General features: G+C 71.8%; 24 protein-coding genes. 12 read left to right on the top strand and 12 right to left on the bottom strand.

Translation table 11 applies throughout. The features are described from left to right. Window positions 1-103 precede the first annotated feature (103 nt). The gene (locus FCN18_RS14530; protein WP_112267325.1) at window positions 104-718 is read left to right on the top strand and encodes a vitamin K epoxide reductase family protein; all 615 of its coding nucleotides are present in this window, start codon (window positions 104-106) and stop codon (window positions 716-718) included. 140 nt (window positions 719-858) lie between these two features. Here FCN18_RS14530 and FCN18_RS14525 read toward each other — a convergent pair whose 3' ends face one another. Next, the gene (locus tag FCN18_RS14525) at window positions 859-2,037 is read right to left on the bottom strand and encodes an HNH endonuclease signature motif containing protein (protein WP_137095348.1); all 1,179 of its coding nucleotides are present in this window, start codon (window positions 2,035-2,037) and stop codon (window positions 859-861) included. A 197-nt stretch (window positions 2,038-2,234) separates the two neighbouring features. On the opposite strand from FCN18_RS14525, the gene FCN18_RS14520 reads away from it, so the two are divergent. From FCN18_RS14520 to FCN18_RS14510, 3 genes are read left to right on the top strand one after another with little or no spacing between them, the layout of a single operon-like run. Beyond that, window positions 2,235-2,600 (top strand): VOC family protein, encoded by a 366-nt coding sequence (locus FCN18_RS14520; RefSeq protein ID WP_113643914.1) that lies wholly within the window; start codon window positions 2,235-2,237, stop codon window positions 2,598-2,600. Continuing rightward, window positions 2,597-3,154: a class I SAM-dependent methyltransferase gene (locus FCN18_RS14515; protein WP_137095347.1), complete on the top strand. Its 558-nt coding sequence runs from the start codon at window positions 2,597-2,599 to the stop codon at window positions 3,152-3,154. The genes FCN18_RS14520 and FCN18_RS14515 overlap by 4 nt, the downstream gene beginning before the upstream one ends. Further along, window positions 3,151-3,933 (top strand): 2-keto-4-pentenoate hydratase, encoded by a 783-nt coding sequence (locus FCN18_RS14510; protein ID WP_112267317.1) that lies wholly within the window; start codon window positions 3,151-3,153, stop codon window positions 3,931-3,933. The genes FCN18_RS14515 and FCN18_RS14510 overlap by 4 nt, the downstream gene beginning before the upstream one ends. Window positions 3,934-4,047: 114 nt before the next feature. On the opposite strand, the gene FCN18_RS14500 is transcribed toward FCN18_RS14510, so the two are convergent. The 4 genes from FCN18_RS14500 to FCN18_RS14485 all read right to left on the bottom strand — a co-directional run bounded on the left by FCN18_RS14500 (window position 4,048) and on the right by FCN18_RS14485 (window position 8,022). Beyond that, window positions 4,048-4,815, bottom strand: coding sequence for a tyrosine-protein phosphatase (locus tag FCN18_RS14500; RefSeq protein WP_137095346.1), 768 nt, complete (start codon window positions 4,813-4,815; stop codon window positions 4,048-4,050). A gap of 52 nt (window positions 4,816-4,867) precedes the next feature. Next, on the bottom strand, window positions 4,868-5,683 hold the full coding sequence (locus tag FCN18_RS14495) for a thioesterase family protein (protein WP_137095345.1): 816 nt from the start codon (window positions 5,681-5,683) through the stop codon (window positions 4,868-4,870). Then, window positions 5,680-7,242, bottom strand: coding sequence for a long-chain-fatty-acid--CoA ligase (locus FCN18_RS14490; RefSeq protein ID WP_407675779.1), 1,563 nt, complete (start codon window positions 7,240-7,242; stop codon window positions 5,680-5,682). The genes FCN18_RS14495 and FCN18_RS14490 overlap by 4 nt, the downstream gene beginning before the upstream one ends. A gap of 141 nt (window positions 7,243-7,383) precedes the next feature. Next, window positions 7,384-8,022 carry a TetR/AcrR family transcriptional regulator gene (locus FCN18_RS14485; protein ID WP_112267309.1) on the bottom strand — a complete coding sequence of 213 codons (639 nt, stop codon included), beginning with the start codon at window positions 8,020-8,022 and terminating at the stop codon, window positions 7,384-7,386. 106 nt (window positions 8,023-8,128) lie between these two features. On the opposite strand from FCN18_RS14485, the gene FCN18_RS14480 reads away from it, so the two are divergent. The 4 genes from FCN18_RS14480 to FCN18_RS14465 are packed head-to-tail and all read left to right on the top strand — an operon-like array spanning window position 8,129 to window position 12,888. Beyond that, entirely contained in the window at window positions 8,129-9,673 is a 1,545-nt protein-coding gene (locus FCN18_RS14480; protein ID WP_137095343.1) for an acyl-CoA synthetase, read from the top strand. A 12-nt stretch (window positions 9,674-9,685) separates the two neighbouring features. Next, entirely contained in the window at window positions 9,686-10,870 is a 1,185-nt protein-coding gene (locus FCN18_RS14475) for an acyl-CoA dehydrogenase family protein (RefSeq protein WP_137095342.1), read from the top strand. A gap of 11 nt (window positions 10,871-10,881) precedes the next feature. Continuing rightward, window positions 10,882-11,991, top strand: coding sequence for an acyl-CoA dehydrogenase family protein (locus FCN18_RS14470; protein WP_113643921.1), 1,110 nt, complete (start codon window positions 10,882-10,884; stop codon window positions 11,989-11,991). A 15-nt stretch (window positions 11,992-12,006) separates the two neighbouring features. Beyond that, window positions 12,007-12,888: a crotonase/enoyl-CoA hydratase family protein gene (locus tag FCN18_RS14465; protein ID WP_137095341.1), complete on the top strand. Its 882-nt coding sequence runs from the start codon at window positions 12,007-12,009 to the stop codon at window positions 12,886-12,888. A gap of 5 nt (window positions 12,889-12,893) precedes the next feature. Here FCN18_RS14465 and FCN18_RS14460 read toward each other — a convergent pair whose 3' ends face one another. Continuing rightward, window positions 12,894-13,658, bottom strand: coding sequence for an SDR family NAD(P)-dependent oxidoreductase (locus tag FCN18_RS14460; RefSeq protein ID WP_228713953.1), 765 nt, complete (start codon window positions 13,656-13,658; stop codon window positions 12,894-12,896). Further along, window positions 13,655-14,491 carry a crotonase/enoyl-CoA hydratase family protein gene (locus FCN18_RS14455; RefSeq protein ID WP_228713951.1) on the bottom strand — a complete coding sequence of 279 codons (837 nt, stop codon included), beginning with the start codon at window positions 14,489-14,491 and terminating at the stop codon, window positions 13,655-13,657. Before FCN18_RS14455 ends, FCN18_RS14460 begins: the two co-directional genes overlap by 4 nt. Window positions 14,492-14,602: 111 nt before the next feature. Between FCN18_RS14455 and FCN18_RS14450 the strand changes: the two genes are divergently transcribed. The 3 genes from FCN18_RS14450 to FCN18_RS14440 all read left to right on the top strand — a co-directional run bounded on the left by FCN18_RS14450 (window position 14,603) and on the right by FCN18_RS14440 (window position 17,703). Beyond that, on the top strand, window positions 14,603-15,880 hold the full coding sequence (locus tag FCN18_RS14450; protein ID WP_137095340.1) for an acyl-CoA dehydrogenase family protein: 1,278 nt from the start codon (window positions 14,603-14,605) through the stop codon (window positions 15,878-15,880). Beyond that, window positions 15,880-17,223: a phosphotransferase family protein gene (locus FCN18_RS14445; protein WP_137095339.1), complete on the top strand. Its 1,344-nt coding sequence runs from the start codon at window positions 15,880-15,882 to the stop codon at window positions 17,221-17,223. The genes FCN18_RS14450 and FCN18_RS14445 overlap by 1 nt, the downstream gene beginning before the upstream one ends. A gap of 72 nt (window positions 17,224-17,295) precedes the next feature. Continuing rightward, the gene (locus FCN18_RS14440; protein ID WP_112267292.1) at window positions 17,296-17,703 is read left to right on the top strand and encodes a ChaB family protein; all 408 of its coding nucleotides are present in this window, start codon (window positions 17,296-17,298) and stop codon (window positions 17,701-17,703) included. A 133-nt stretch (window positions 17,704-17,836) separates the two neighbouring features. Here the strand turns inward: FCN18_RS14440 and FCN18_RS14435 are convergent, their stop codons facing one another. The 5 genes from FCN18_RS14435 to FCN18_RS14415 all read right to left on the bottom strand — a co-directional run bounded on the left by FCN18_RS14435 (window position 17,837) and on the right by FCN18_RS14415 (window position 23,200). Continuing rightward, window positions 17,837-18,937, bottom strand: a complete 1,101-nt coding sequence (locus FCN18_RS14435) for an FUSC family protein (protein WP_158303100.1) — start codon at window positions 18,935-18,937, stop codon at window positions 17,837-17,839. Window positions 18,938-18,982: 45 nt separating this feature from the next. Further along, entirely contained in the window at window positions 18,983-19,987 is a 1,005-nt protein-coding gene (gene ligD / locus FCN18_RS14430; protein ID WP_137095337.1) for a non-homologous end-joining DNA ligase, read from the bottom strand. Continuing rightward, entirely contained in the window at window positions 19,984-21,063 is a 1,080-nt protein-coding gene (locus tag FCN18_RS14425; protein ID WP_137095336.1) for an ATP-dependent DNA ligase, read from the bottom strand. The genes ligD and FCN18_RS14425 overlap by 4 nt, the downstream gene beginning before the upstream one ends. Window positions 21,064-21,191: 128 nt before the next feature. Next, window positions 21,192-22,148, bottom strand: a complete 957-nt coding sequence (locus FCN18_RS14420; RefSeq protein WP_113643929.1) for a sigma-70 family RNA polymerase sigma factor — start codon at window positions 22,146-22,148, stop codon at window positions 21,192-21,194. Window positions 22,149-22,204: 56 nt separating this feature from the next. Then, a complete protein-coding gene (locus tag FCN18_RS14415; protein ID WP_112267282.1) occupies window positions 22,205-23,200 on the bottom strand; it encodes a GlxA family transcriptional regulator in 996 nt (331 codons plus the stop codon). Window positions 23,201-23,244: 44 nt separating this feature from the next. Between FCN18_RS14415 and FCN18_RS14410 the strand changes: the two genes are divergently transcribed. Beyond that, window positions 23,245-24,012 (top strand): NAD(P)H-dependent oxidoreductase, encoded by a 768-nt coding sequence (locus FCN18_RS14410; protein WP_112267280.1) that lies wholly within the window; start codon window positions 23,245-23,247, stop codon window positions 24,010-24,012. Window positions 24,013-24,098 lie beyond the last annotated feature (86 nt).

Genomic DNA, 24,098 nt, shown 5'->3' with positions numbered 1-24,098 from the left:
GTGCTCGAGGGGGTACCCGAAGCCCTGCCTCGGCGCCCCGCGCACCGAGTGCGTACCTTCGTAGGCGAAAGACGTTGACCTGCGACGCGAGGGAGTTCCCGGCATGTCCGCACCGGCGACGGAACCGCTCGTCGAGACCGGCGTGCCGCCGCGCCTGCGCACGATCGTCGCCTGGGTGCTCGTCGTCGGCGGCCTCATCGGAACCATTGCCGCGCTCGTGCTCACCGTCGAGAAGATGGCGCTGCTCGAGGACCCGTTCTACCAGCCGTCGTGTTCCATCGACACCACTCTTTCCTGCGGCTCCGTAATGCAGAGCGACCAAGCCGCCGCGTTCGGTTTTCCCAACCCCCTCATCGGCCTCGCGGCGTTCCCCGTCGTCGCCACCGTCGGCGTCGCACTCCTCGCCGGCGCCCGCCTGCCACGCTGGTTCTGGCTCGGTCTCCAAGCGGGCACCCTGTTCGGCGTCGGGTTCGTGCACTGGCTGATCGCTCAGAGCCTCTACAACATCGGCGCGCTCTGCCCGTACTGCGTGGTCGTGTGGGCGGTGACCATCCCGATCTTCTGGTACACCACCGTGCACAACCTCGCGGCCGGTCACCTCCCCGGCGGTTCCACGCTCGTCAGGCGGCACCTCGCACCCCTGCTGTTCTGGTTGCTGCTCATCGTGATCCTCATCGTGCAGCGCTTCTGGTCGTACTGGTCGGGCCTGTTCAGCTGAGCCGGTCGAACGGCCTTGTCCACTCTGGCCGCTGTCGCCGGAGCAACCCTGGCCCGACTGGCTCGGTTTACAACCGCGACGACCAGGCGTGGCGGTTCTACAAGTGCCGGCCAGTGACTGCGCGAACGAGGCATTGATGTTCACGCTCCAGCCCGAACAGTGAAAGAACGGCGTCGAGCTGATGGACCCGGTCGTCTATTGGGACTGAGGCAGACCGGTTCCTGAGCGCCCGGCGTGCTGGCGTATCGCATTCCCGCGGGTGTGGTGATCGTCAGCACGCCGGTGTCGCGCTCCAACTCGTAGCGCCAGCCGGGCCGGTCCTTGAGGCGGTGGTGCCGTCGGCAGTAGTTGACGAGCTGGTCGGTGTCGGTATCACCGTGACGGCCCCACGGCCGGTGATGGTCGTTGTCTCCGAACTGGGCGGGCCGGTTACAGCCAGGGAAGCGGCACTCCCGGTCCCGCACCCGCACGAACCGGTCCGTGACAGCGGGTGGACGATAGCGTTGCCGCCCCACGTCGATTGGTCGGCCGTTGAGCGGATCGGTGACGATCCGCCTCCAGGTACTTCCGGAATCGTGGGCGATCTGCCGCGCCAGCCATGCGGGAATCGGCCCGTACCCGGCCAGCTCGGCCGGCTGCTCATCGGCTCCGGCCAGCGTCTTGGCGTCGACGTAGACGAAGATCTCCGCCTTCGCGCCGCCGCCGCCGGACGAGCCGAGAACGAGATCGGCGAACACGTCGGCCCGCAACTGATCCAATGTCCGGCCTTCACCGTCGCCCCGAAGCTGCCGCGCAAGGCGATCCACCCGTGCATAGGCGGCTGAAGCGACCTCGGCGGGCAGCTCGGCCACGAGCGTCGACATGCCGTCGAAACCGGGTAACAGCTCGACTTTTCGCTCCTGGCGACGGGCCTGAGCCCGGGCCGCAGCACCATCAGGATCGACCCGGTGCACCGCGCGTGCAGCTGCTCGACGCAGCTGCCCGGGATTCCTGCCCTCCAGCCGATCGGCCATCAGGACATCGACCTGCCGGGCGTGCTCGTCGCTCAGCCAGGCAGTGGGCCCGGCAATGGCGCCGGCCCTCACCGAGTCGACGTCCCCACGCCGCATGGCCGCGAACGTGAGTGGCAGCCGATGAACGAGCGTGGTCGCGAGGTCTACCATCCGCTGTGCCTTGTGGACGGTGACCGCCAACACCAGGGCCAGCTCCTCGGCCACGTCATCCCGCTGCTCGGCAAGCATGGCGATTGCCTTGTACTGCAAGGCTTCCAGTTTCGCGCGTTGTCGTTCAAGCGCGATGATCTCAATGATTTCCCCCATGCCACAACCATAACACCACACGTAGCCGCCTACCATTAGTCGATCCGGGTGAACAAGGTGATGTGCGTGCCCCTCCGTGTATGACTGTCGATAGTGGACAGTGAGCGTACGCCGACCCGTGGAGCGACGGTTTCCCGCGGCGCGCCGGATTCGTGCTGGAAACGCCTCGCCGCCTCGCAAAGGGCTACCGTATCGGCATGCGCCGCATCGACTACGTGATCTGGTACGTGCAATCGCTCAGCCGCTCCACCGCCTTCTATCGCGACGTCATCGGACTGGACGTCCGTAAGGAAGGCGACGGCTACGTCGAGTTTTCCATGGAGAACACCAAGTTCTCGCTCTTCGAACGTTCGAGACTGCCCGAGCTGATCAACCGGGAGCCGGGCCGAGCGCCATGCGGAGAGATCGGTTTCATCGTCGAGGACGTGGACGCCGAAGCGGCTCGCCTCCGCGCCGCGGGAGCGGACATCCTGACCGGCCCGGTCGACCGCCCGTGGCGCGAACGGACCCTTCACGTCGCCGATCCGGATGGCAACGTCGTCGAGTTCGCCCAGAAGCTGTGAACGACGCAGACCGGCTGCGCTGGAACGAGCGGTACGCCGCCAACCCGCCCGATTTCGCCTCGCACCCGATGCTCGCCCAGGTCCTCGAAGCCGGCATCCCCGAAGGGCCTGTCCTCGAACTAGCCTGCGGCCGCTCGGGAAACGCGCTCGCACTCGCCGTCGCGGGCCGGACCGTGACGGCCGTGGACATCTCGGGCGTCGCCCTCGCGCAACTCCGCGAGGAAGCGGTCAACCGAAGCCTGCGGCACGCGATCCGGCTCGTCGAAGCCGACGTGCCCACCTACATCGCCGCCGACCCCGGCCGCTACGCACTCGTCCTGGCCACCCGGTACTGGGACGCGGCGGCGTTCGAAGCGGCATGCCACGCGGTCGCGGACGGTGGCCTCCTGGCGTGGGAGGCGCTCGCGCTCGAACCCGGCGAATCGGACCGCCCGTTCCGCGTCCCCCACGGCGAGCTGGGCAGGCGACTACCACCCGGCTTCGAGGTCGTCACCGAACAGCCCGGCGAGCACACGACCCGGCTGCTGGCGCGCCGGGCTAGGGTGCGGACATGACCGAGTGGGGCATCGAGCGCGCCGTGACGGAACTCCTCGACCGCGAGGCGACGCGCCGCGTCGGCGGCCGGATCACCACCGAATGGCCCGGCCTCGACCTTGCGACGGCGTACGACGTGCAGGACGCGTTGGTGCGGCGCAAGGTCGACGCGGGGGAGAGCGTGGTCGGGGTGAAGCTCGGCCTGACGTCGCGCGCGAAGCAGGAGCGGATGGGCATCGACTCGCCGCTCACGGCGTGGCTCACGGACGCGATGGTGCTGCCAGCGGGGGAACCGGTGCCGCTCGGCGAGCTGATCCATCCCCGGGTGGAGCCCGAGATCGTCTTCGTGCTGGGTGAGCAGCTCCGCGGCCCCGGTGTGACGGCCGCGACCGCGCTCGCGGCGGTGCGCAGCGTGCACGCGGGCTTCGAGGTGATCGACAGCCGGTACCGGGACTTCAGTTTCGCGCTCCCGGACGTCGTGGCGGACAACGCGTCGTCGGCCCGGTTCGTGGTGGGCGCCAAGGGACTCCCGCCGTCGGCGATCGATCTCGGACTCGAGGCGTGCCTGCTCGGGGTCGACGGCAAGGTGGTGGCGTCGGCGACGGGGGCCGCCGTGCAGGGCCACCCCGCCGAAGCGCTGGCTCTCGCGGCCAACGCGCTCGGCCGAAGGGGTGTCGCCTTGGAACCGGGGTGGATCGTGCTGACCGGCGGCCTGACCGACGCGGTGTTCGTGGAACGCGGCCAGGAGGTCACGGCGGACTTCACCAGCCTCGGCTCGCTGAGCGTCACGGGTCGGTAGACGCCGCGCGGGAGCGCAGAACTCGCGGTTCGGAGCGGGGGACTCGCGGTCGGGAGCGGGGGACTCGCGGTCGGGAGCGGGGGACTCGCGGTCGGGAGCGGGGGACTCGCGCGGTCAGCTGCGCAGTTTCGTGCGGAGGGCGCTCGTCTCCTCGGCGGTGAAGCCGTTGGCGGTGAGCACCTCGGTGACCCCGCCGTAGCGGACGTCGATCTGCTCGAGGAACTCGGCCATCGACTCCGGTTTCGGGGTGTGCCGGTCGAGGGACACGCGCATGACGTCCTCGGCGTAGGTCTGGGAGGCGGTCAGCCGTCGGACGATCGCCTCGATCCGCTCGGCGGTCGCGGCGTAGTCGGCGACGATGGCCTCCCGCCGTGCACCGGCCACGCTGAGTGCGAACGCCGTCACCACGCCGGTGCGGTCCTTGCCTGCCGCGCAGTGCACGAGCGCCGGCCCCTCGGAGCGCAGGATCGCGCGCAGGGCGCCGACGATGCTGTCCGGGCGTTTCTCGACGTAGCCGAGGTAGTGCGAACAGGTGCGGTCACCCGCGTAGCGGGCCTCGTCCTCCCGCCTGCGCGTGAGCAGCGCGTCCGGGGAATTGTCGCCCCACGCCTGCTCGGGTAGCAGCGAGTGGTGGACGTGCGCCACGTGGGCGTACTTGGTCAGCGGCGCGGGACCCTCCGCCTCGATCTCCGACGCGGTGCGCAGGTCGACCACGGTGCTCAGGCCGATCGTGTCCACGAGGTAGTCGAGGTCGCCGCGCGACAGGTCCTGGAGGTTGTCCGCGCGGAGCAGCCGGTTGCGGGCGGTCGTGCCGCCGTCCTCGGTGGGGATGCCCCCGACGTCGCGGATGTTGACGGCGCCTTCGAGCTCGAGCCACAGCACGTCGTCAGTCTGGCAGCTTCCCGCCCCGGCCCCACCCGGTTTCCGGCCCATCTCACAACCGCCGCGCCGAGTTCGCGTCGGCGAGGGCGAGCTGGCGGGACATGACGACGAGCCTGCCGCTCTCGTCCCACAGCAGTCCGTCCTCCTCGAGGTACGGCTCGTTGACGACCCGTGTGGTGAACCGCCCGGCGAGCCACGAGCTCGACGGCTTGGCGCGCACGTGCACGGTCAGCTCCAGCGTCGGCACGTGGGCGACGGGCAGGGCGTCGAAGATCGCGGGCGGGAACCCGTCGGCGAGCACGGCCAGCGACGCGTCGTCGTGGGGCCGGTCGTCGGACATGCGAGCCCACCCGGTCACCTCGGCGCGCCCGCTCGGCCTGCCGTGCGGCCACCCGACGTCGGGGTGGATCCGCACGTCGAGCGTCGAGGGGTAGTCGGGCGGCCCGTCCCCGGGTGGCGCGCCGTGGACCTGCACGCACTCCTGCGGCGGCGGCAGGATCGGAGGCTTCAGCTCGGTGTCCGGCGGTCCCGGCGGCAGCGTGCCGAACACGGCGAGCACGCGCACGGTCTCCTTGCCGTCCTGGCTCAGCGTCGCCTGCGTCGTCGCGTGCGCCCTGCCGGAGCGCAGCACCTCGGCGGTCACGTGCGCGGCGCCGGGCATCGTCGGGCGCAGGAAGTGGGCGGTCGCCGTGAGCAGGTCCGGATGCAGCGCGCGGCGCCCCATCGCGGTGACGGCCATGCCGAACAGGACGCCGCCATGCGCCGCGCCCGCCGGTGTCCACGCCGGTGGCACGTCCACCGCCCAGCCGTCGCCGGAGGGTGTCAGCGTCAGGAAGTGATCGAGCGCGTGACGGGAGGGCGTGCTCAAGCGCCCTCCACACCGAGCTTGCCCGCCGCGCGGTCGGCGCGCAGCTGTGTCTTGAGCACCTTGCCGCTGGGGTTGCGGGGCAGTGCGGGCACGACCGCGATGTGGCGCGGCCGCTTGTACCCGGCGAGCCGGTCGGCGCACCATTCGTGCAGGTCGGCCACAGTGGGCGGGTCGTCGGCCTCGCGGGGCGCGAGGACTGCGAGCGGGGTCTCGCCCCACTTCTCGTCCGGCATCCCGATGAGCGCGACCTCCGAGATCTTCGGGTGCGCGGCGAGTACGTTCTCCACCTCGGCGCAGTAGATGTTCTCACCACCGGAAATGATCATGTCCTTCTTGCGGTCGACCACGAAGTAGTAGCCGTCCCCGTCCTGTCGCACCAGGTCGCCGGAGTGGAACCAGCCGCCGCGGAACGCCTCCGCCGTCTCCTCGGGCTTGTTCCAGTACTCCTTCATCACCATGGGGCTGCGGTAGACGATCTCGCCGACCTCGCCCCGCGGCACGTCGTTCATGTGGTCGTCCACCACGCGCACCTCGACGTTGAGCATGGGCGTGCCGACCGAGCCGATCTTGCGGATGGAGTCCTCGCCGCGCAGCAGCGTCGTCACGGGGCTGCACTCGGTCTGCCCGAACGCTGTGGTGATCTCGGCCTGGGGGAACGTGTCGATCATCGTGCGCAGCAGCGTGGTCGACGCGGGCGCCGCGCCCCAGGACGCCTGCCGCAGCGCGGACAGGTCGCGTTCGGCCAGCCCCGGCACCGCGCAGATCGCCTGCCACTGCGCGGGAACGAAGAAGACCGCCGACACGCGCTCGCGCTCGAGGAGGTCCACGGTCGCCACCGGGTCGAACTGACCGGAGGGCAGCAGCACCGTGCGCCCGCCGCGCAGCAGGCACGGCAGCATGCCCGAGAGCCCCGCGATGTGGAACAGCGGCGCGGCGGCGAGCCACACGCGGTCCTCCGGCGGTGAGCCGAGTGTCGCCATGTTGCTGAACGCGTGCATGAGCAGGTTGAAGTGCGTCAGCACGGCGCCTTTCGGCCTGCCCGTGGTGCCCGACGTGTACATGATGAACGCGGCGTCGTGCTCGTTCACCCTCCGCTCGGGAAACGTGGCAGGTGCGTCGGCGAGCGCGCGCTCGTAGTCCTCGGCGCCCGGGCCCGCGGCCTCGGCGGGGCCGCCGAAGGTGAGGCACACCGTGTCGGCCGACAGCTGTTCGCGCGCCTTGGCCATCGCCTGCGCGAGCGCCGCGTGCACGACGATCGCCGTGGTGCCGCTGTCCTCGAGCGCGTAGGCGATCTCGTCGGCGACGAGCCGGAAGTTCACGGGCACGCACACGGCGCCGAGCCGGGTCGAGGCGAAGAACGTCTCGATCACCTCGAGCGTGTTGAGCCCGAGCACGGCGACGCGGTCGCCGGCCGACACGCCCCGGTCACGCAGTGCGCCCGCGAGCCTGCTGACGCGCTCGTCCAGCTCGGCGTAGGTGCGGTTGGTGCCCTCGAAGGTGAAGGCGACCTCGTCGCCGATGGTGCGCGCGTGCCGGGCGAGCTGGTCGCCCATGGTCATGCCGCGGCCGAGCAGCCGCGGGATCTCGGGGGAGACGGGGGACGAGGCGGTGCTGGACTCTGACATCGGCAACCTCGGCGATGGTCGGGAGTGGCGGACCTCATGCTGACGCGGCCGCCAGCGCGCAGTCAACCCTGACTGTTATTCGGGGCCGTCGGCGAAGAGCAACGTGCGTGCCACCGACTTCCAGATCGCGACGTGCTTGTCGCCGGCGGGGGAGCGGTCCTCGAACGCGTACGGCAGTGCCGCGCCGCGCATGCTCGTGAACAGCAGCTCGCGCAGCTCGTCGTAACGCGGGTGGGCGCACACCTCGGGGCCCCAGATCCGGTCGGCGACGCCCCGGATCGCCTCGCGCAGCGCGCGTTCCGCAGGCCGCAGCGCCTCGGCGAGCGCGGGGTTGGTCCGCGCCGCCGTCCACAGCTCCATCGCCGCCCAGAAGTGCGGCTCATGGAAGGTCACCCACAGCAGCTCGATGCACCGTTCGACGCGCGCGGGGCCCTCGGGTTCACCGGTGAGCGCCTCGGCGACGCGCTCCTCGGTCCGGGCGAGCCTTCCGGTGGCAAGGTGTTGCGCCGCCGCGACGAGCAGCCCGTCGCGCGAGGGGAAGTGGTGCAGCAGCCTGCCCCGCGAGACGCCAGCCTTCGCCTGGATCGCCAGCGTCGAGGCGCCCGCGTAGCCCAGCTCCACGAGGCAGTCCACGGCGGCGTCGAGGATCAGCGCACGGCTGTCCTCGGTGCGCTCCTTACGGCTGCGCGGAGCCGTGGACACGGATCGGGTCATCGGGACAGCCTACCCACCGCGTGCGAGAAAAACAGTCGGCATTGACTGTCCGGGTCCGGGACTGACAGGCTGCGAGGAGGAACACGCCGGTTCGAGGAGGAGCCGAATGTATCCGGGCACCCACGCGGCCGTACGGCCCGACCACCCCGCCGTGATCATGGCGGGCTCCGGGGAGACACTGACCTACCGCGAGCTCGACGAGCGCTCCGCGCGACTCGCGAACGCCTTGCGCGACAAGGGTTTCCGGCCCGGCGACACCGTCGCGCTGCTCACCGACAACACGATGCGCGCCTACGAGGTGTACTGGGCCGTCGTGCGCTCCGGCTGCTACATCGCCGCGGTGAACAACCACCTTTCGCCGTCCGAGGTCGCCTACGTCGTCGAGGACTCCGGTGCGAAGGCGCTCGTCGTCTCGGCCGCGCTGGGGGAGTTGCCCCGCGAGGTCGCGGAGCTCGTCCCCGGCGTCGGCGTCCGGCTGGCCTACGGGGGCGAGGTCCCCGGGTTCGACGACTACGACGCCGTGCTCGCCGCGGCGTCGGCCGCGGTTCCCGACGACCAGCCCGCCGGGGCCGACCTGCTGTACTCGTCTGGCACCACCGGGCGGCCCAAGGGCGTCCGCGTCGCACTGCCCGAACGGCAGATCGACGAGCCGGGCGACCTGCTGCGCCCGCTGCTGGAGGCGATGTACGGCTTCGACTCGGGCATCGTGTACCTCTCACCGGCGCCGGTCTACCACGCCGCGCCGCTGCGGTTCGGCGCGTGCGTGCACGCCGTCGGCGGCACGCTGGTGATGATGGAGCGCTTCGAGCCCGAGGCCGCCCTGCGCGCGATTGAAACCCACCGCGTCACCCACAGCCAGTGGGTGCCCACGATGTTCGTGCGCATGCTCAAGCTGCCCGAGGACGTGCGCACGCGTTACGACCTGTCGAGCCACCGGGTCGCCGTGCACGCCGCGGCGCCGTGCCCCGAGGAGGTCAAGCGCGCCATGATGGACTGGTGGGGGCCGATCCTCTACGAGTACTACAGCTCCACCGAGGGCGCGGGGCTGACGTTCATCTCGCCACAGGAGTGGCTCGCCAAGCCGGGTTCCGTCGGCAGGGCAGGACTCGGCATCCTGCACGTGTGCGCCGACAACGGCGACGAGCTGCCTCCCGGCGAGATCGGCACCGTCTACTTCGAACGCGACGAAGTGCCCTTCAGCTACCACAACGCGCCCGAGAAGACCCGCGAGGCGCAGCATCCGGCGCACCCGACGTGGGCGACCAACGGCGACGTCGGCTACGTGGACGAAGAGGGCTACCTCTTCCTCACCGACCGCAAGGCGTTCATGATCATCTCCGGCGGCGTGAACATCTACCCGCAGGAGGTGGAGAACGTGCTCACGCTCCACCCCGCCGTTGACGACGTCGCCGTGATCGGCGTGCCAGATCCGGAGATGGGCGAGTCGGTCAAGGCCGTCGTGCAACCGTCGTCCACGGTGGAACCGGGGCCGGAGCTGGCCGACGAGCTGCTGGCCTACGTGCGGGAACGGATCGCCCACTACAAGGCGCCGCGCAGCGTGGACTTCGTCGACGAGCTGCCACGGACGCCCACCGGCAAGCTCGTCAAGGGCAAGCTCAAGGAACGGTACGCGGCCACCACCGCGCGCTGAGAGGAGACGCACATGTCGTTCCGGGAAACGGTGCGCGCCTGGCTCGCGGAGAACGTGCCGAAGACCGTCGAGAACGCGTCCGCCGAGGAGCGGATCGCGACCGCCAAGCGGTTCCAGGCCGCGCTGCACGACGCGGGGCTCGCGGGCCTGACGTGGCCCGCCGAGTACGGCGGGCAAGGCCGCACGGCCGCCGACCAGCAGGTGTTCGACGAGGAGGCCGCGGCCTACGACCTGCCGACCGACGTGTTCATGATCAGCATGGGCATGTGCGGCCCGACGATCGTCGACCTCGGCACCCACGAGCAGAAGGCCCGCTACGTCCGGCCGCTGCTGCGCGGCGAGGAGATCTGGTGCCAGCTGTTCTCCGAGCCGGGCGCGGGCTCCGACGTCGCGAGCCTGCAGACGCGGGCCGTGCGTGACGGCGAGAGCTGGGTCGTCAACGGGCAGAAGGTGTGGACGTCCGGCGCCCAGCACGCCGACTTCGGCGCGCTGCTCGCCCGCACCAACCCCGACGTGCCGAAGCACAAGGGCATCACGATGTTCATCGTGGACATGCACGCGCCGGGCGTGACCGTGCGGCCGCTGAAGGACATGACGGGCCAGGCACCGTTCAACGAGGTGTTCTTCGACAACGTGCGGCTGCCCGCCGACGCCGTGCTCGGCGAGGTGGACGCGGGCTGGTTCGCCGCGGTGACGATGCTGGGGCACGAGCGCGTGTCGATCGGCGGCTCGGTGCGCCGCCGCTACGACCCGCTCACCTATACCAACCTCGCGGACCTGGCGCGGCGGCTCGGCCGCGCGCGGGATCCCGTGGTGCGCACGGAACTGGCCGGGCTCTACGCCGCCGAGCGGGCCCTGTCGCTGTTCAACACCCGCCTGCGGCAGGAGGCCGACGCGGGCTCCCCGCCCGGCGCGCGGGGTTCGGTCGCCAAGCTGGCCGGTGCGGAGCTGCTGTGGCGCGCCGTGCGCGTCGCCGGCCTGATCGCCGGTGTGCGGGCGGCGGCATGGGACGAGGGCGACCCCGCCGCCGAAGAGCTGGCCATCGCGATCAACGCCACCCCCGCGTCGAGCATCGCGGGCGGCACCAACCAGATCCAGCGCGGGATCATCGGCGAGCGCGTGCTCGGCCTGCCGAAGGAACCACAGGTCGACCGCGACGTGCCGTTCCGCGAGCTGCGCGTCGGCACACAGGCTTAGGAGGCGTTGGCATGGAACTGGTGCTCGACTCCGAGCAGCGGCAGCTGCGCGAGGCCGTGCGGGAGCTGCTCGCCGACCACTGCCCGCCCGCGCGCGTGCGCGAGATCATGGGGGGCGACGAGGGCTGGGACCGTGCACTGTGGTCCCGCCTGGCCGGGCTGGGCGTCGCGGGGCTGGTGATCCCGGAGGAACACGGCGGGTCGGGCGCGGGCCACGTGGAGCGGTGCGTGGTGCTGGAGGAACTGGGCAGGGCGCTCGCACCCGTGCCGTTCCTCGCCTCGGCCGTGCTCGCCGTGGACACCGTGCTGGCGCTGGGCGACGCGGAGCTGTCGGCGGAGCTGCTGCCGCAGCTCGCCACAGGGGAGCTGGTTGCCGCCGTGGCGGTTGCGGGCGACGAGGGCACGTGGGGCTCGGCCGCGCACAGCATCGCGGTGACGCGCCGCAACGGGGTCTTCGCGCTGGACGGGCACGCGTCCTTCGTGGTCTCCGGCGACGCCGCGCACCTCGTGCTCGTCTACGCGGGCACGCCCGACGGCCCGGGTTGGTTCGTGGTCTCCGGCGAGGCCGCCGGGCTGCGCACCACCCGCCTGCGCACCCTCGACCCCACGAGGGCACTCGCCCGTCTCGACTTCGCAGGCACTCCCGCGCGGGCCGTCGCCGCCGCCGACCCCGCCGCCGTGCTGGAGGCCGTGCGCGACCGCGCCGCCTTCGCGCTCGCCGCCGAGCAGCTCGGCGGGCTCGACCACGTGCTGGAGACCACTGTGGACTACGCAAAGGTACGCGTGCAGTTCGGCAGGCCCATCGGCTCCTACCAGGCCGTGAAGCACGCCTGCGCCGACCTGTACTCCACCGCGGAGCAGGCGCGCTCGGTGGTGCGCCACGCGGCGTGGACCGCCGACCACGATCCCGGCGCGCTACCCGTGGCCGCCGCGCTGGCACAGGTGGTGCTCGGCCCCGGCTACTTCGACTCCGCCGCGGCGGGCGTGCAGCTGCACGGCGGGGTCGGCTACACGTGGGAGCACGACGCGCACCTGTACTACAAGCGCGCCAAGACCAGCGAGCTGCTGCTCGGAGCGCCCGAGGAGCAGCGGGCACGCCTCGCCGACCGCCTCGCCCTCTGAGCCGGGAGCACCGACTTGACCTACCGAGAGATCGACTACGACGTCACCGACGGCATCGCGACCGTCACCCTGAACCGGCCCGACCGGCTCAACGCCTACACGATCACGATGGCGCGGGAGCTGATCGACGCCTTCGACCGCGTCGACGCCGACGACGGCGTGCGCGTGGTGCTCGTGACCGGTGCGGGCAGAGGCTTCTGCGCCGGAGCCGACCTCGGCCGCGGCGCTGACACGTTCAACGCGGGAAAGAAGGACCACGACGTCCGTGAGCTCCTCGGCGAGATCGGCGGCGTGCCCAGGGACTCCGGCGGCGCCGTGTCCCTGCGGATCGCCGCGAGCCGCAAACCCGTGATCGCCGCGGTCAACGGCCCCGCCGTGGGGGTCGGGGTGACCATGACGCTGCCGATGGACATCCGGATCGCCGCGCAGTCCGCGCGCTTCGGTTTCGTCTTCACCCGCCGTGGCATCGTGCCCGAGGCGGCGTCGACGTGGTTCCTGCCCCGGATCGTGGGCATCTCGCAGGCAATGGAGTGGGTGGCGACGGGCCGCGTGTTCGACGCGGAGGAGGCGAAGGCCGGTGGACTCGTCTCGCGCGTGGTCCCCGATGCCGACCTGCTGACCGAGGCGCGCGGGCTCGCCGCGGAGATCGCTGACAACACCTCCGCCGTGTCGGTCGCCGTGGCCAGGCAGCTGCTGTGGGGCATGCTGGGCTCCCCGACTCCGTGGGAGGCGCACCGCCACGACTCCCGCGCGCTGTACGAGCTCGGCGCCGCCGCGGACGCCGCCGAGGGCGTGACGGCGTTCCTCGAGAAGCGCAAGCCCGATTTCCCCCTGCGGGTCAGCGAGGATGTTCCGTCCACAGTGCCTCGCTGGCCCCTTCGGCCCGAGGAGTACTGACGCGCTCAGAAGGCCAGGTAACCGCCGTCGACGGTGATGCTGTCGGCGGTGTGGAACGCGCTCGCCGGGCTCGCCAGGTACACGGCGAGGGAGCTGAAGTCGCCGGGGCGGCCCCAGCGGCCGACCGGCATCCGCGGCAGTACCTTCCGCTGGAAACCCTCGGACCGCAGTGCGGGATCGGCCAGCGGCGTGCTGACCCACCCGGGCAGGATGCTGTTGGCCCTGATCCCGTGCCGGGCCAGCTCCACCGCGATGCCGTTGACCATCGAGATCAGCCCGCCCTTCGCCGCCGCGCAGGCGTGCCCGCGCGGCTGACCCTGCCTGGCCGCGACGCTCGACGTGGCGACGAGGCTGCCGCCCTCGCCCTGCGCGACGAGCACCCGCGCGGCGGCCCGAAGCGTGAGGAACGCGCCGTCGAGGTCGACCCGGGTCACGCGGCGGAACTCGCTCAGCTCCGTGTCGACGAGCCTCGCAGGCACCCCGGTGACGCCCGCGTTGACGAAGCACGAGTCCAGCCGTCCGAAGTGGCCGGTGACTCGCTCCATGGCCGCGTCGACCTGCTCCTCGTCGCCGACGTCGCAGGGCACCGAGAGAACCTCGCCACCGTGGCGGCGCAGCCGCCCGGCCGCATCGGTGTTGCGCTCGGTGCTGGTGCCCCAGACACACACGCCCGCCCCGGCCGCGGCGAGCGCGTCCGCCATAGCGAGCCCGATGCCGGAGTTGCCACCGGTGACCACCGCGACGTGTCCGGTGAGGTCGAACGGGTTCACGCGTACCCCTCCTCGCCGGGGTCGGTGAACACGGGGGCCCGCTCCTCCAGGTTGGCCCGCACCGCCTCCACCTGGTTGGGACTGCCGATCAACGCGCCGATCTCGCGCTGCTCGGCGGTGAAGCCGTCGGCCAGCCCGGTCCGGCCCGCGAGGTCGAGCAGCCGCTTGGCTCCCCGGATCGCGTCCGGATTCTTCCCCGCGATCTCGGCCGCCAGCGCCAGCGCCGCCTTCCTCGGGTCGTCGGCGACCTTCGTCGCCAGCCCGATCCGCGCGGCCTCCTCGCCGTTCACGACCCGGCCGGTGAAGGTCAGCTCCTTGGCGACGTCGCGGCCCACCAGCTCCGGTAGCAGCTGCGAGCCCGTCATGTCGGGGACGAGTCCCCAGCGGATCTCCATCACCGACAGCCGCGCATCCGGTGCCACCACTCGGATATCGGCACCGAGGGCGATCTGCAGACCGCCGCCGAAGGCCACGCCGTGCACCGCGGCGATCACCGGCACCGGCAGCTCGGCCCACACGTACGCGGCGCGCTGTCCCGTCGCCCGAGCGGGTCCGGTGTACGGGTACTCCTCCTGGTGGTTCAGGCGAACCGGTTCGTCGTCGGCCATGGCCTGGAACGAGCTCATGTCCAGGCCTGCGCAGAACGCGCGGCCGTTGCCCGACAACACGACCGCGCGCACGCCGGTGTCGCGCCGCAGCCGCTCGCCCGTGGTGATGAGCGCCGACGCCATCGCGGGGTCGAGCGCGTTCAGCTTCGCCTCCCGGTCGAGTCGCACGTCGGCGACTCCGTCGGTGACGGTGCAGCTCACGCGCCGCTCATCCGGATCGGTCACGGTGCCCTCCCACTTGATCGGCAGAACCATGCTGTGCCACGGCTTTCGCTCGTAGTCTGGCCTCCGTCCGGTCGCGAGGGCAAGGCGTGTCAACTCACGAAAGGAGCGTGCATGGACTTCGAACTGCCCGCCGGCCTCCGGGATCGGCTGTCGGCATTGGACGAGTTCATCGAGACCGAGATCCGCCCGTTGCAGGAGCAGGACGACAACGAGCGGTTCTTCGACCACCGCAGGGAGTTCTCCCGCACCGACTTCGAGAACGGCGGCACGCCGCGTCCGGAATGGGAGGCGCTGCTGGGCGAGATGTCCGACCACGCCGACCGCGCGGGCTGGCTGCGTTACGGACTTCCGGAAGAGGTGGGCGGCAGCGGTGGCTCGAACCTCGACATGGCGGTGATCCGCGAGCACCTCGCCGCGAAGGGGCTCGGCCTGCACAACGACCTGCAGAACGAGTCCTCCGTCGTCGGCAACTTCCCGTTCGTGCACATGTTCCTCGCGTTCGGCACCCCGGAGCAGCGCGAGGAGTTCGTCGAGGGCATGATCACGCGCACGCGGCGGGTCGCGTTCGGACTGACCGAACCGGACCACGGCAGCGACGCCACATGGCTGGAGACCACCGCCGTCTCCGACGGCGGTGACTGGGTCCTCAACGGACGGAAGCGGTTCAACTCCGGGCTGCACTCGGCGACCCACGACGTCATCTTCGCCCGCACGTCGGGCAAGGCCGGTGACGCGAGGGGGATCACCGCGTTCATCGTGCCGACCGACGCCGAGGGCTTCTCCGTCGACTTCCACTGGTGGACGTTCAACATGCCCACCGACCACGCCGAGGTGACCCTGCGCGACGTGCGCGTGCCCGGCTCGGCCGTGTTCGGCGAGGTCGGCGCCGGGCTCGCGCTCGCGCAGCACTTCGTGCACGAGAACCGCATCCGGCAGGCCGCGTCCGGGGTCGGCGTCGCGCAGTACTGCATCGACCGCAGCGTCGCCTATGCCCGCGAGCGCGTGGCGTTCGGCAGCCCGCTCGCCACCCGGCAGGCCATCCAGTGGCCGCTCGTCGAGCTGCACACCGAGGCCGAGCTGGTGCGCACGCTCGTCCGCAAGACCGCATGGGAGCTCGACCGCACCGACCACCTGTTGCTCAGCGACAGGGTGTCGATGTGCAACTACCGCGCCAACCGGCTCGCGTGCGACGCGGCCGACCGCGCCATGCAGGTGCACGGCGGCCTCGGATACACGCGGCACACCCCGTTCGAGCACCTCTACCGGCACCACCGCCGCTACCGCATCACCGAGGGCTCCGAGGAAATCCAGCTGCGCAAGGTCGCCGGGTACCTCTTCGGCTTCGCCGGCCCTCGGCAGCGGCGTCCACATGCGACCGGTGAGCGCTGATGGACGCGGAACGGCTCGGCGCGCGGCTCGGCGAGCTGTGGGCGACCCCGACCGAGATCGCCGGGCTGCGCAGGCTCAGCGGCGGCGCCAGCAAGCAGACGTGGGTGTTCGAGGCCCTGCCGCGCGGCGGCTCGCCGGTCCGGCTCGTGCTGCGCTGCGACCAGCCGGGCCAGGGGAGACCGGGCGAACCGGCGCTTGAGGCCGCGCTGCTGCGGGCCGCCACCGCGGCCGGGGTGCCGGTGCCCGCGCTCGTCGACCACTGCGCGGACGACGGTGTGCTCGGCGTGCCGTACGTGCTCACGGAGTTCCTCGACGGCGAGACCATCCCCAGGCGCCTGCTGCGCGAACCCCGTTACGCGGCGGCGAGAGCCGGGCTGGCGCGAGATCTGGGGCGCGTGCTCGCACGGCTGCACCGCGTTCCCGTGGCGGACGTGCCCGGGTTGCCGGCGTTCGACCCGCTCGACTGGCTCACCGCCCGCTACGACGAGACGGGCGAGCCGCTGCCCGCCGTGGAGATCGCGCTGCGCTGGCTGCGCGAGAGCCGGCCCGCGTCCTTCGGCGACGCCGTGGTGCACGGGGACTTCCGCAACGGCAACCTGATCGTCGGCGACGACGGGCTCCGCGCCGTGCTCGACTGGGAGCTGGCGCATCGCGGCGATCCGCTCGAGGATCTCGGCTGGCTCTGCGTCAAGGCGTGGCGCTTCGGCACCGCGCCACCGGTTGGGGGGTTCGGGCGGCGGGAGGAGTTGTTCGACGGCTACGCCGAGGTGGCAGGGAGACGTCCCGACCCTGATGCCGTGCGCTGGTGGGAGGTCTACGGCACCGCGAAGTGGGCCGTGCTCTGCCGCGCGCAGGCCGAACGGCACCTGAGCGGCCAGACCCGGTCGGTCGAGCTCGCGGCCGTGGGCAGGCGGGCGTGCGAGCAGGAGCACGACCTGCTGCTCGCGCTGGGAGCCGGCCCCGGTGAGATCCCCGGAGAGGTCACGGCACCGCCGTCCGACCTGCACGGCAGGCCCACGGCGGGGGAGCTGGTCACCTCGGTCGCCGAGTTCCTGCGCTCAGACGTGGTTCCCGGCACCGGGGGCACGCTGAGCTTCCACGCCAGGGTCGCCGCCAACGTGCTGGGCATCGTGGCGCGGCAGCTGCGTCTCGGCGAGGAGCAGGAGCGGCGGCACGCTCGGCGGCTCGCCGCGCTCGGCGTGGGCAGCACGGCGGAGCTCGCGGCCGCCCTGCGGGCAGGGAAGCTCGACCCGGCCGATCCGTCGGTGCTCGCGGCCGTCCGCGCCGACGTCACCGACCGGCTGGCCGTCGCCGATCCGCGCTACTTCGAGCACCCGGCGTAACCAGGCCGGGGCGATGGCACGTTTGGACCGGAGCTGCGTGGCAAACCTTCTGCCAGAGGCGAGGAGGTTGCGATGCCTGGACGTGAGGAACTCCCGAGTACGGTACGCCGCTCTCCGGAGAAAGCACGGCGAACCTGGGTCAAGGCACACGACTCCGCGGTGGAGAGCTACGGCGAGGGCAGGCGCGCGCACCAGACCGCGTACGCCGCGCTCAAGCACTCCTATGAGAAGGTCGGCGACCGCTGGGAGCCCAAGCAGCACGAGGGGCCGTCCGACGCGCAGGCCGAGGGGGGCGCGGGTCAGCGGCCGAAGCCCACCGCCGGAGGTGTGGACACCTCCGCCAGCAAGGAGCACCTGTACCGCCGGGCCAAGGAACTCGGCATCAGCGGCCGCTCCAGGATGAGCAAGCCGGAGCTCGTGCGGGCCCTCGAGAAGGCCAGCGAGCGCGAGACCGCGAAGGCCCGCGACAAGGGCAGGTGAGCCCCACACTCCGCGGGCACGCGTCCGCCCCGCAAGGCCCCTCAGGTGTCTGTCCCCCAAGGCCACCTTTGTTGCGTTCAACGCAACAAAGGTGGCCTTGGGGGACTTTCGCGGGGCCGATTCGGCGGGCGCCTCAGCGGGCTTCGAGCTCGCGTAGCGTGCGGCGCACCGGGATCAGCATGCCGACCAGGCCCATCGCCGGGCCGATCGGCGAGTCCGCCGTCAGGTACCCGTCCAGCTCGTCCAGCCGCTCGCGGCTGTCCTCGAGCGACTTCGTCAGGTCCTCCTCGGACGCCTCGGGGTCGCCGCGCAGGCGGACGGTCCGGGCGACCGCGTCGAGCAGCTCGGCGAAGCGGCGCCGCTCGTCCTCGCCGGGATGTCGGCTCGGCAGCTCCTCGTCCGCCATCGCGCGCAGCGCGTCGGTCAGCTGGCGGACGTAGGGCGCGAGGGAACGCAGCGTCGCCAACGGGAACCGGTACTGGTCGTCCGGCACCTTCACCCGTGAGCTGTGGGTGCGGATGTTGAGCCTGCGGCTCTCCTGCCCCCACTGCACGGCCTGCTCCGCCTGCACGACGAACCGCTCGACGTGCTCGGCCTCGCTCACCCAGTCCTGCGCGCGGTCGGCGACCTCGTCGCGGCGCAGCCCTTCGGCGACACCGGTGAGCAGCTCGGCCAGCCGGTCGGCGAGGCGCTGGACGGCCTCCCGCGCCCCACCCGCGTAGACGGGCGGGAACAGCACGGCGTTGACGAACGTGCCCACCGCAACGCCGAGCGCGCTTTCCAGCAAGCGGTCCAGCAGCAGGGGTGCGCTCGTCGACGTGCCGAACGTGATGATGACGAGCGCCGTGATGCCCACCCACGGGCCCGAGGAGCCGAGCCGGTGCCACTGCCCGATCAGCAGCCCGGCCAGCGTCGCGACGCCGATGCTCGCGATGGTGGACGGGATCAGCAGGTTCGTCACCCCGGCGACCACGACCGCGCCCACGATGGCCGCGAGCTGCTGGGCCGCGTAGCGCACGGACCGGTAGACGGTCGCCTCGACGACGAACACCGCCGTGTACGGGGCGAGAAACGGCTGGGGCAGCGACAGCAGCTCGGCGGCGATGACCCACGAGATCACCGCCGCGATGGCGGCCTTGGCGCTCTGCGCGAAGGCCCCGCGCTCGGTGCCGTTGTACCGCGCGGCCCGGCCGAGCCAGGCGACCGGCGCGCTCAGGGACTGCCGGATACGCACCAGAACCTGCTACCCGGGCGCCGGATCGGCAAACCCGCGCCGGGGTCAGCCGCGTTTCGCCCTGCTGGGCGCCACCCTTGGCGGCTCACCGGGCTGCTTCGGGTACACCGGGGGCCACGGGGCGTCCATCAGTCCCGACGCCAGGTCGCGGCGCGACCACTCCAGCAGCGGCTCCAGCGACTGCGGCCGCTCGCTCATCCCCGCCCACGGATCGCCTCGCTCGGCGACGCGGGCCGGCACGGTCGCGATCGTCAGCTCGGCGGGCTCGACCGCGGCCAGCTCGTCCCAGCCGATCGGCGTGGACACCTGCGCGCCCGCCCTCGGCCGCACGCACCAGGCTCCGAAGACCGTCTTGTGCGGGGCGTTCTGGTTGAAGTCGACGAACACGCGGGCGCCGCGTTCCTCCTTCCACCACTGCGCGGTGACGAGCGACGGGTGGCGCCGTTCCAGCTCGCGCGCGAGCGCGACCGCGGCGGCGCGCACCTCGTAGCTGTCCCAGCGCGGCTCCAGCGCCACGTAGATGTGCAGACCACGCGAGCCCGTGGTCTTCAGGTGCGGCTCGATGCCGAGCGCGCCGAGCAGTTCCCTCGTCAGCACCGCCGCCTCCCGCACCTGGTCGAACGTGACGCCGGGGGAGGGGTCCAGGTCGATGCGCAGCTCGTCGGTGACCTCGGGCCGATCGGCGTGGTATGGCCAGACGTGGAACCCGAGGCAGCCCAGGTTCACCGCCCAGAGCACGTGAGCGAGGTCGGCGGCCACCAGCGCGTCGCTCGTGGTGCCGTTCGGCGTCGACACCACGGTGGTGCGCAGCCAGTCCGGCACCGACTTCGGAACCCGTTTCTGGAACCACGACTTCCCACCGGCTCCCTGCGGGTAGCGCTCCATCAGCAGTGGCCTGCCGCCGAGCGTGGCCAGCAGCGGTCCCGCCACGGCCTGGTAGTAGTGCACCAGCTCCAGTTTGGTCTCCCCGCGTTCGGCGAAGAACACCTTGTCCGGGCTGGACACCGTCACCTCGGTGCCGTCGACGTCGAGCGTCACCGCCTCGCTCACCGGGACGCCACCTCCTCGAACAGGGCCGCCAGCTCGGCGGGCGGCGCCTCCTCCAGCTGGGCGTAGGTGCACGACTCGGGCGTGCGGTCCGGCCGGAACCGCACGAGCCTGCCGCCGTGACGGAACCGGCCGGCCTGCAGGTGCTCGTAGCGCACCTCGGCGACCAGCTCGGTGCGCAGCGGCTCCCACGACAGGTCTTTGCCCGCGCTCCACCGGCTCAGCCCACCGGGCATGCGGCCGCCCGCCTCGGCGTGCGCGGCCGCCCACTCGCGCCACGGGTGGTTCGCGAGCGCGTTCTCCCGCAGCGGCTCCAGCTCGGTGACCAGCTCCCTCCGCCGCGCCACGGAGAACCCGCTCGCGACACCGACGTGGTGCAGGGTGCCCTCGTCGTCGAAAAGGCCGAGCAGCAGCGAGCCCACCCCCTGGCCGTCCTGGTGCCAGCGGAACCCGGCCACCACGCAGTCGGCCGTGCGCTCGTGCTTGACCTTCCACATCACGCGGCGGTCCTGCTCGTAGGGCACGTCGGTGGCCTTGGCCATCACACCGTCGAAGCCCGCGCCCTCGAAGCGAGTGAACCAGTCTCTCGCCACCTCGGGGTCGGCGGAGAGCGGCGTGAGGTGCACGCGGGACTGCGCGGTGTCGAGGATGTCCTCCAGCAGTCGCCGCCGTTCGGCGAACGGCTCGCCCGTGAGGTCGCGGTCACCGAGTGCGAGCAGGTCGAACGCGACGAAGCTCGCCGGCGTCTCGGCGGCGAGCTTGCGGACCCGCGACGCCGCGGGGTGCAGGCGCAGCTGCAGCGCGTCGAAGTCCAGCCCGGCCTCGGTGACGATCACGATCTCGCCGTCCACCACACAGCGGGGCGGCAGCGCCTCGGCGAGCAGCTCGGCCAGCTCGGGGAAGTACCGGGTCAGCGGCCGGTCGTTGCGCGAGCCCAGCTCCACCTCCGCGCCGTCGCGGAACACGATGCAGCGGAACCCGTCCCACTTCGGCTCGTAGACCAGCCCCGGTCCGGTCGGCAGCTCGCGCACGAGTGTCGCGAGCATCGGCTTGACCGGCGGCCGCACGGGAAGATCCACGACCCGATCCTATGACCTGCGGCGACCCCGGGCACGCGCTTTCGAGGGCAGACAACTGCAGTGAAGGCCACCTTCACTGCGTTGAACGCAGGCAAGGTGGCCTTCACTGCGGTCAGGCCGGGCAGGGGTCAGCTTGCCCAGGCGAGCAGCGGCCGGTGCTGCTCGGGATCGCGGAGCCGGGCGAGGGCGCGCTCCTCGAGCGTGCGCACGCGCTTGCGGGTCAGCCCCAGCCTGCGCGCGATGTCGGGCACCGTGTGCTGGTTGCCGTCCGTGAGGCCGTAGCGCAGCGACACGACCGTGGCCTCGGCGGGCTCCAGCGTTTCCAGCGCGGCGTTGAGGTCGGCGACCATCAGCTCGTGCTCCAGCGCGTCACCGACCTCGGGCACGGAGCCCGCGGTCACCAGGTCGCCGAGGTGCAGCTCGCCGTCCTCGTCGAGCGGCACGTCGAGGCTGACGGTCGACTGCCCGGCCTGGCGCAGGGCGACGACCTTCTCCACCGGCATCCCGGCGGCCTCGGCCAGCTCCTCCACGGTCGGGCTCTGCTGCCCGCTCGCCTCGAGCGACCGTGCGAGGCGGTCGAGCTTGGCGACCTGCTCCGCGGTGTGCAGCGGCAACCGGATGGTGTTGCTGTGGAACGCGTTGCCCTTCTGGATCGCCTGCCGGATCCACCACATCGCGTAGGTGGAGAACTTGAACCCCTTGGCGTAGTCGAACTTCTCCACCGCGTGCAGCAGGCCGAGGTTGCCCTCCTGCACGGCGTCGAGCAGCGGCAGGTTGGTGTTGCGGCTCTTGCGCGCGGCGGTCACCACCAGGCGCAGGTTCGCGCGGATCATGTGGTCCTTGGCGAGCTCGCCGTCGTGCGCGACGGCCTCCAGGTCACGCCGGTCGGCGGGCAGGGCGCGGCCGCCTGCGTCGGCCTGCCTGATCAGCTCGGCGGCGTACACGCCGGCCTCGATGCGCTTGGCGAGCTCTACCTCCTCGGTCGCCGTCAGCAGGGGCGTCGCACCGATCTCGTCGAGGTAGACTCGAACCAGGTCGGTGTCGTCGCGGGTGCCGCGGCGGCGCGTCACAGTGGCGTTGGCCAATCGTTGTCACCTCTCTCCGCTGCTGACAACGCTTTTCAGGCCGAGGTAATTCCACGTCAGCCGATGCCGCGAAACGTCGTGCGGTAAGCGCTCGGTGACACTCCGAGGACGGCGTGCATGTGCTGGCGCAGCGACGCCGCGGTGCCGAACCCGGAGTCCTCCGCGACCCGGTCCACGGGCAGGTCGGTCTCCTCCAGCAGCTGCCGCGCTCGCGAGATCCTCTGCTGCGTGAGCCACTGTCCCGGCGAGAGGCCCACCTCCTCCCGGAAGCGCCGCGTGAACGTCCGCACACTCATCGACTCCTGCCCGGCCAGCTCACGCAGCGACAGCGGCCGGTGCAGCCGCCGTAGCGCCCACGCCCTCGCCGCCCCGGTGGAGGAGATGTGCGGTTCGGCGACGGGCCTGGGCACGTACTGTGCCTGCCCGCCGTCCCGGTGCGGCGGCACGACCGTGCGCCGGGCCACGTCGTTGGCGACCGCGGCGCCGTGGTCGCGGCGGATCAGATGCAGGCACAGGTCGATGCCGGACGCCTCGCCCGCCGACGTGAGGATGTCGCCGGCGTCGGTGTAGAGCACGTCCGGGTCCAGCTCCACCCGCGGGTACAGGCGGCGGAACTGCTCGGCCGACTGCCAGTGCGTGGTGGCCGTGCGCCCGTCGAGCAGGCCCGCTGCGGCCAGCACGAACGCGCCCGTGCAGATCGAGGCGATCCGCGTGCCCGGCCGGATCCGGGCGAGCGCCCCCGCCAGGGCGTCGCCGAGCCTGCCCTCGGTCTCCGTCTCGTCCGGCTCGTGGGTCGCCGGCACCACCACGGTGCCCGCCCCGTCCAGCGCCTCCGGCCCGTGGGCGACGTGGATGGGGAAGTCGGCGTCGGTGCGCACCAGGCCCGGTTCGAGCGCGCACGTGACCACCTCGTACAGCGGCTCGCCCGCCGGCGAGCGCGCTGTCCCGAACAGCTGGTGCACCAGGCCCAGCTCGAGCGGCATCACGCCGTGCCGGACGAACACGGCGACCCGGTGAAGCGTCATGGCCCGATTCTTGCACATATTGACCATCGGGCCACTCGTTGCGAGCACGGGCGCCGCCGACCATCGAAGGCATGCATGTTCTGTGGGTTGTGGCTCATCCGGACCAGCGCTCGCTCACCGTCGCGCTCAAGGACGAGGGCGTGCGCGGGCTCACCGGTCTCGGCCACGAGGTACTCGTCTCAGACCTGTACGCCATGAAATGGGACCCGGTGGTGGGCGCGGGAGACTTCGGCGACGACACCGGCGAGCGCCTGCTCGTCGGCGAGGCCGCCCAGCACGCCTACACCGCCGGCACGCTGAAGGCCGACATCGTCGCCGAGCAGGAGAAGCTGCGCTGGGCCGACGCGCTCGTGGTGCAGTTTCCGCTGTGGTGGATGGGCATGCCGGCGATCCTCAAGGGCTGGTTCGACCGGGTTTTCCTCAACGGCTTCGCCTTCGGCGTCAAGGACCCGGCCACCGGCCGGACCCTGCGCTACGGCGACGGCGGGCTACGCGGCAAGCGGGCGCTGCTCGTCACCACCATCGGCGCGCGGGCGGCGTCGTTCGGGCCGCGCGGCATCCACGGCGAGCTCAACGACGTGCTGTTCCCCATCCAGCACGGCATCTTCTGGTACACGGGCATGGACGTGTTGCCGCCGCTCGCGGTGTACGGCGCCGACCGCGCCACGCCCGCCGATTTCGCCGTCGCCGCCGAACGCCTGCGGGCCCGGCTCGCCGAGCTGCCCACGGCTGATCCGGTGCCGTTCCGCTACCAGGACGGCGGGGACTACGACGACGATCTCGTGCTGCGACCCCGCTTCGCTCCCGGCCGGGGCGGCATCGGGGTGCACTACGCCTGACCTCCGACCCGTCCGCCCGCAGTGAAGGCCACAGTGATGATGTGTGTGGGCGGGATCCCGGCACTCCTGACTCGGAAGGCCACCGA

The sequence above is a fragment of the Prauserella endophytica genome (assembly GCF_005146945.1).
Taxonomy (GTDB): domain Bacteria; phylum Actinomycetota; class Actinomycetes; order Mycobacteriales; family Pseudonocardiaceae; genus Prauserella_A; species Prauserella_A endophytica.
The sequence above is the reverse complement of the archived record's forward strand: the minus strand, read 5'-3'. Positions and strand labels throughout refer to the sequence as shown.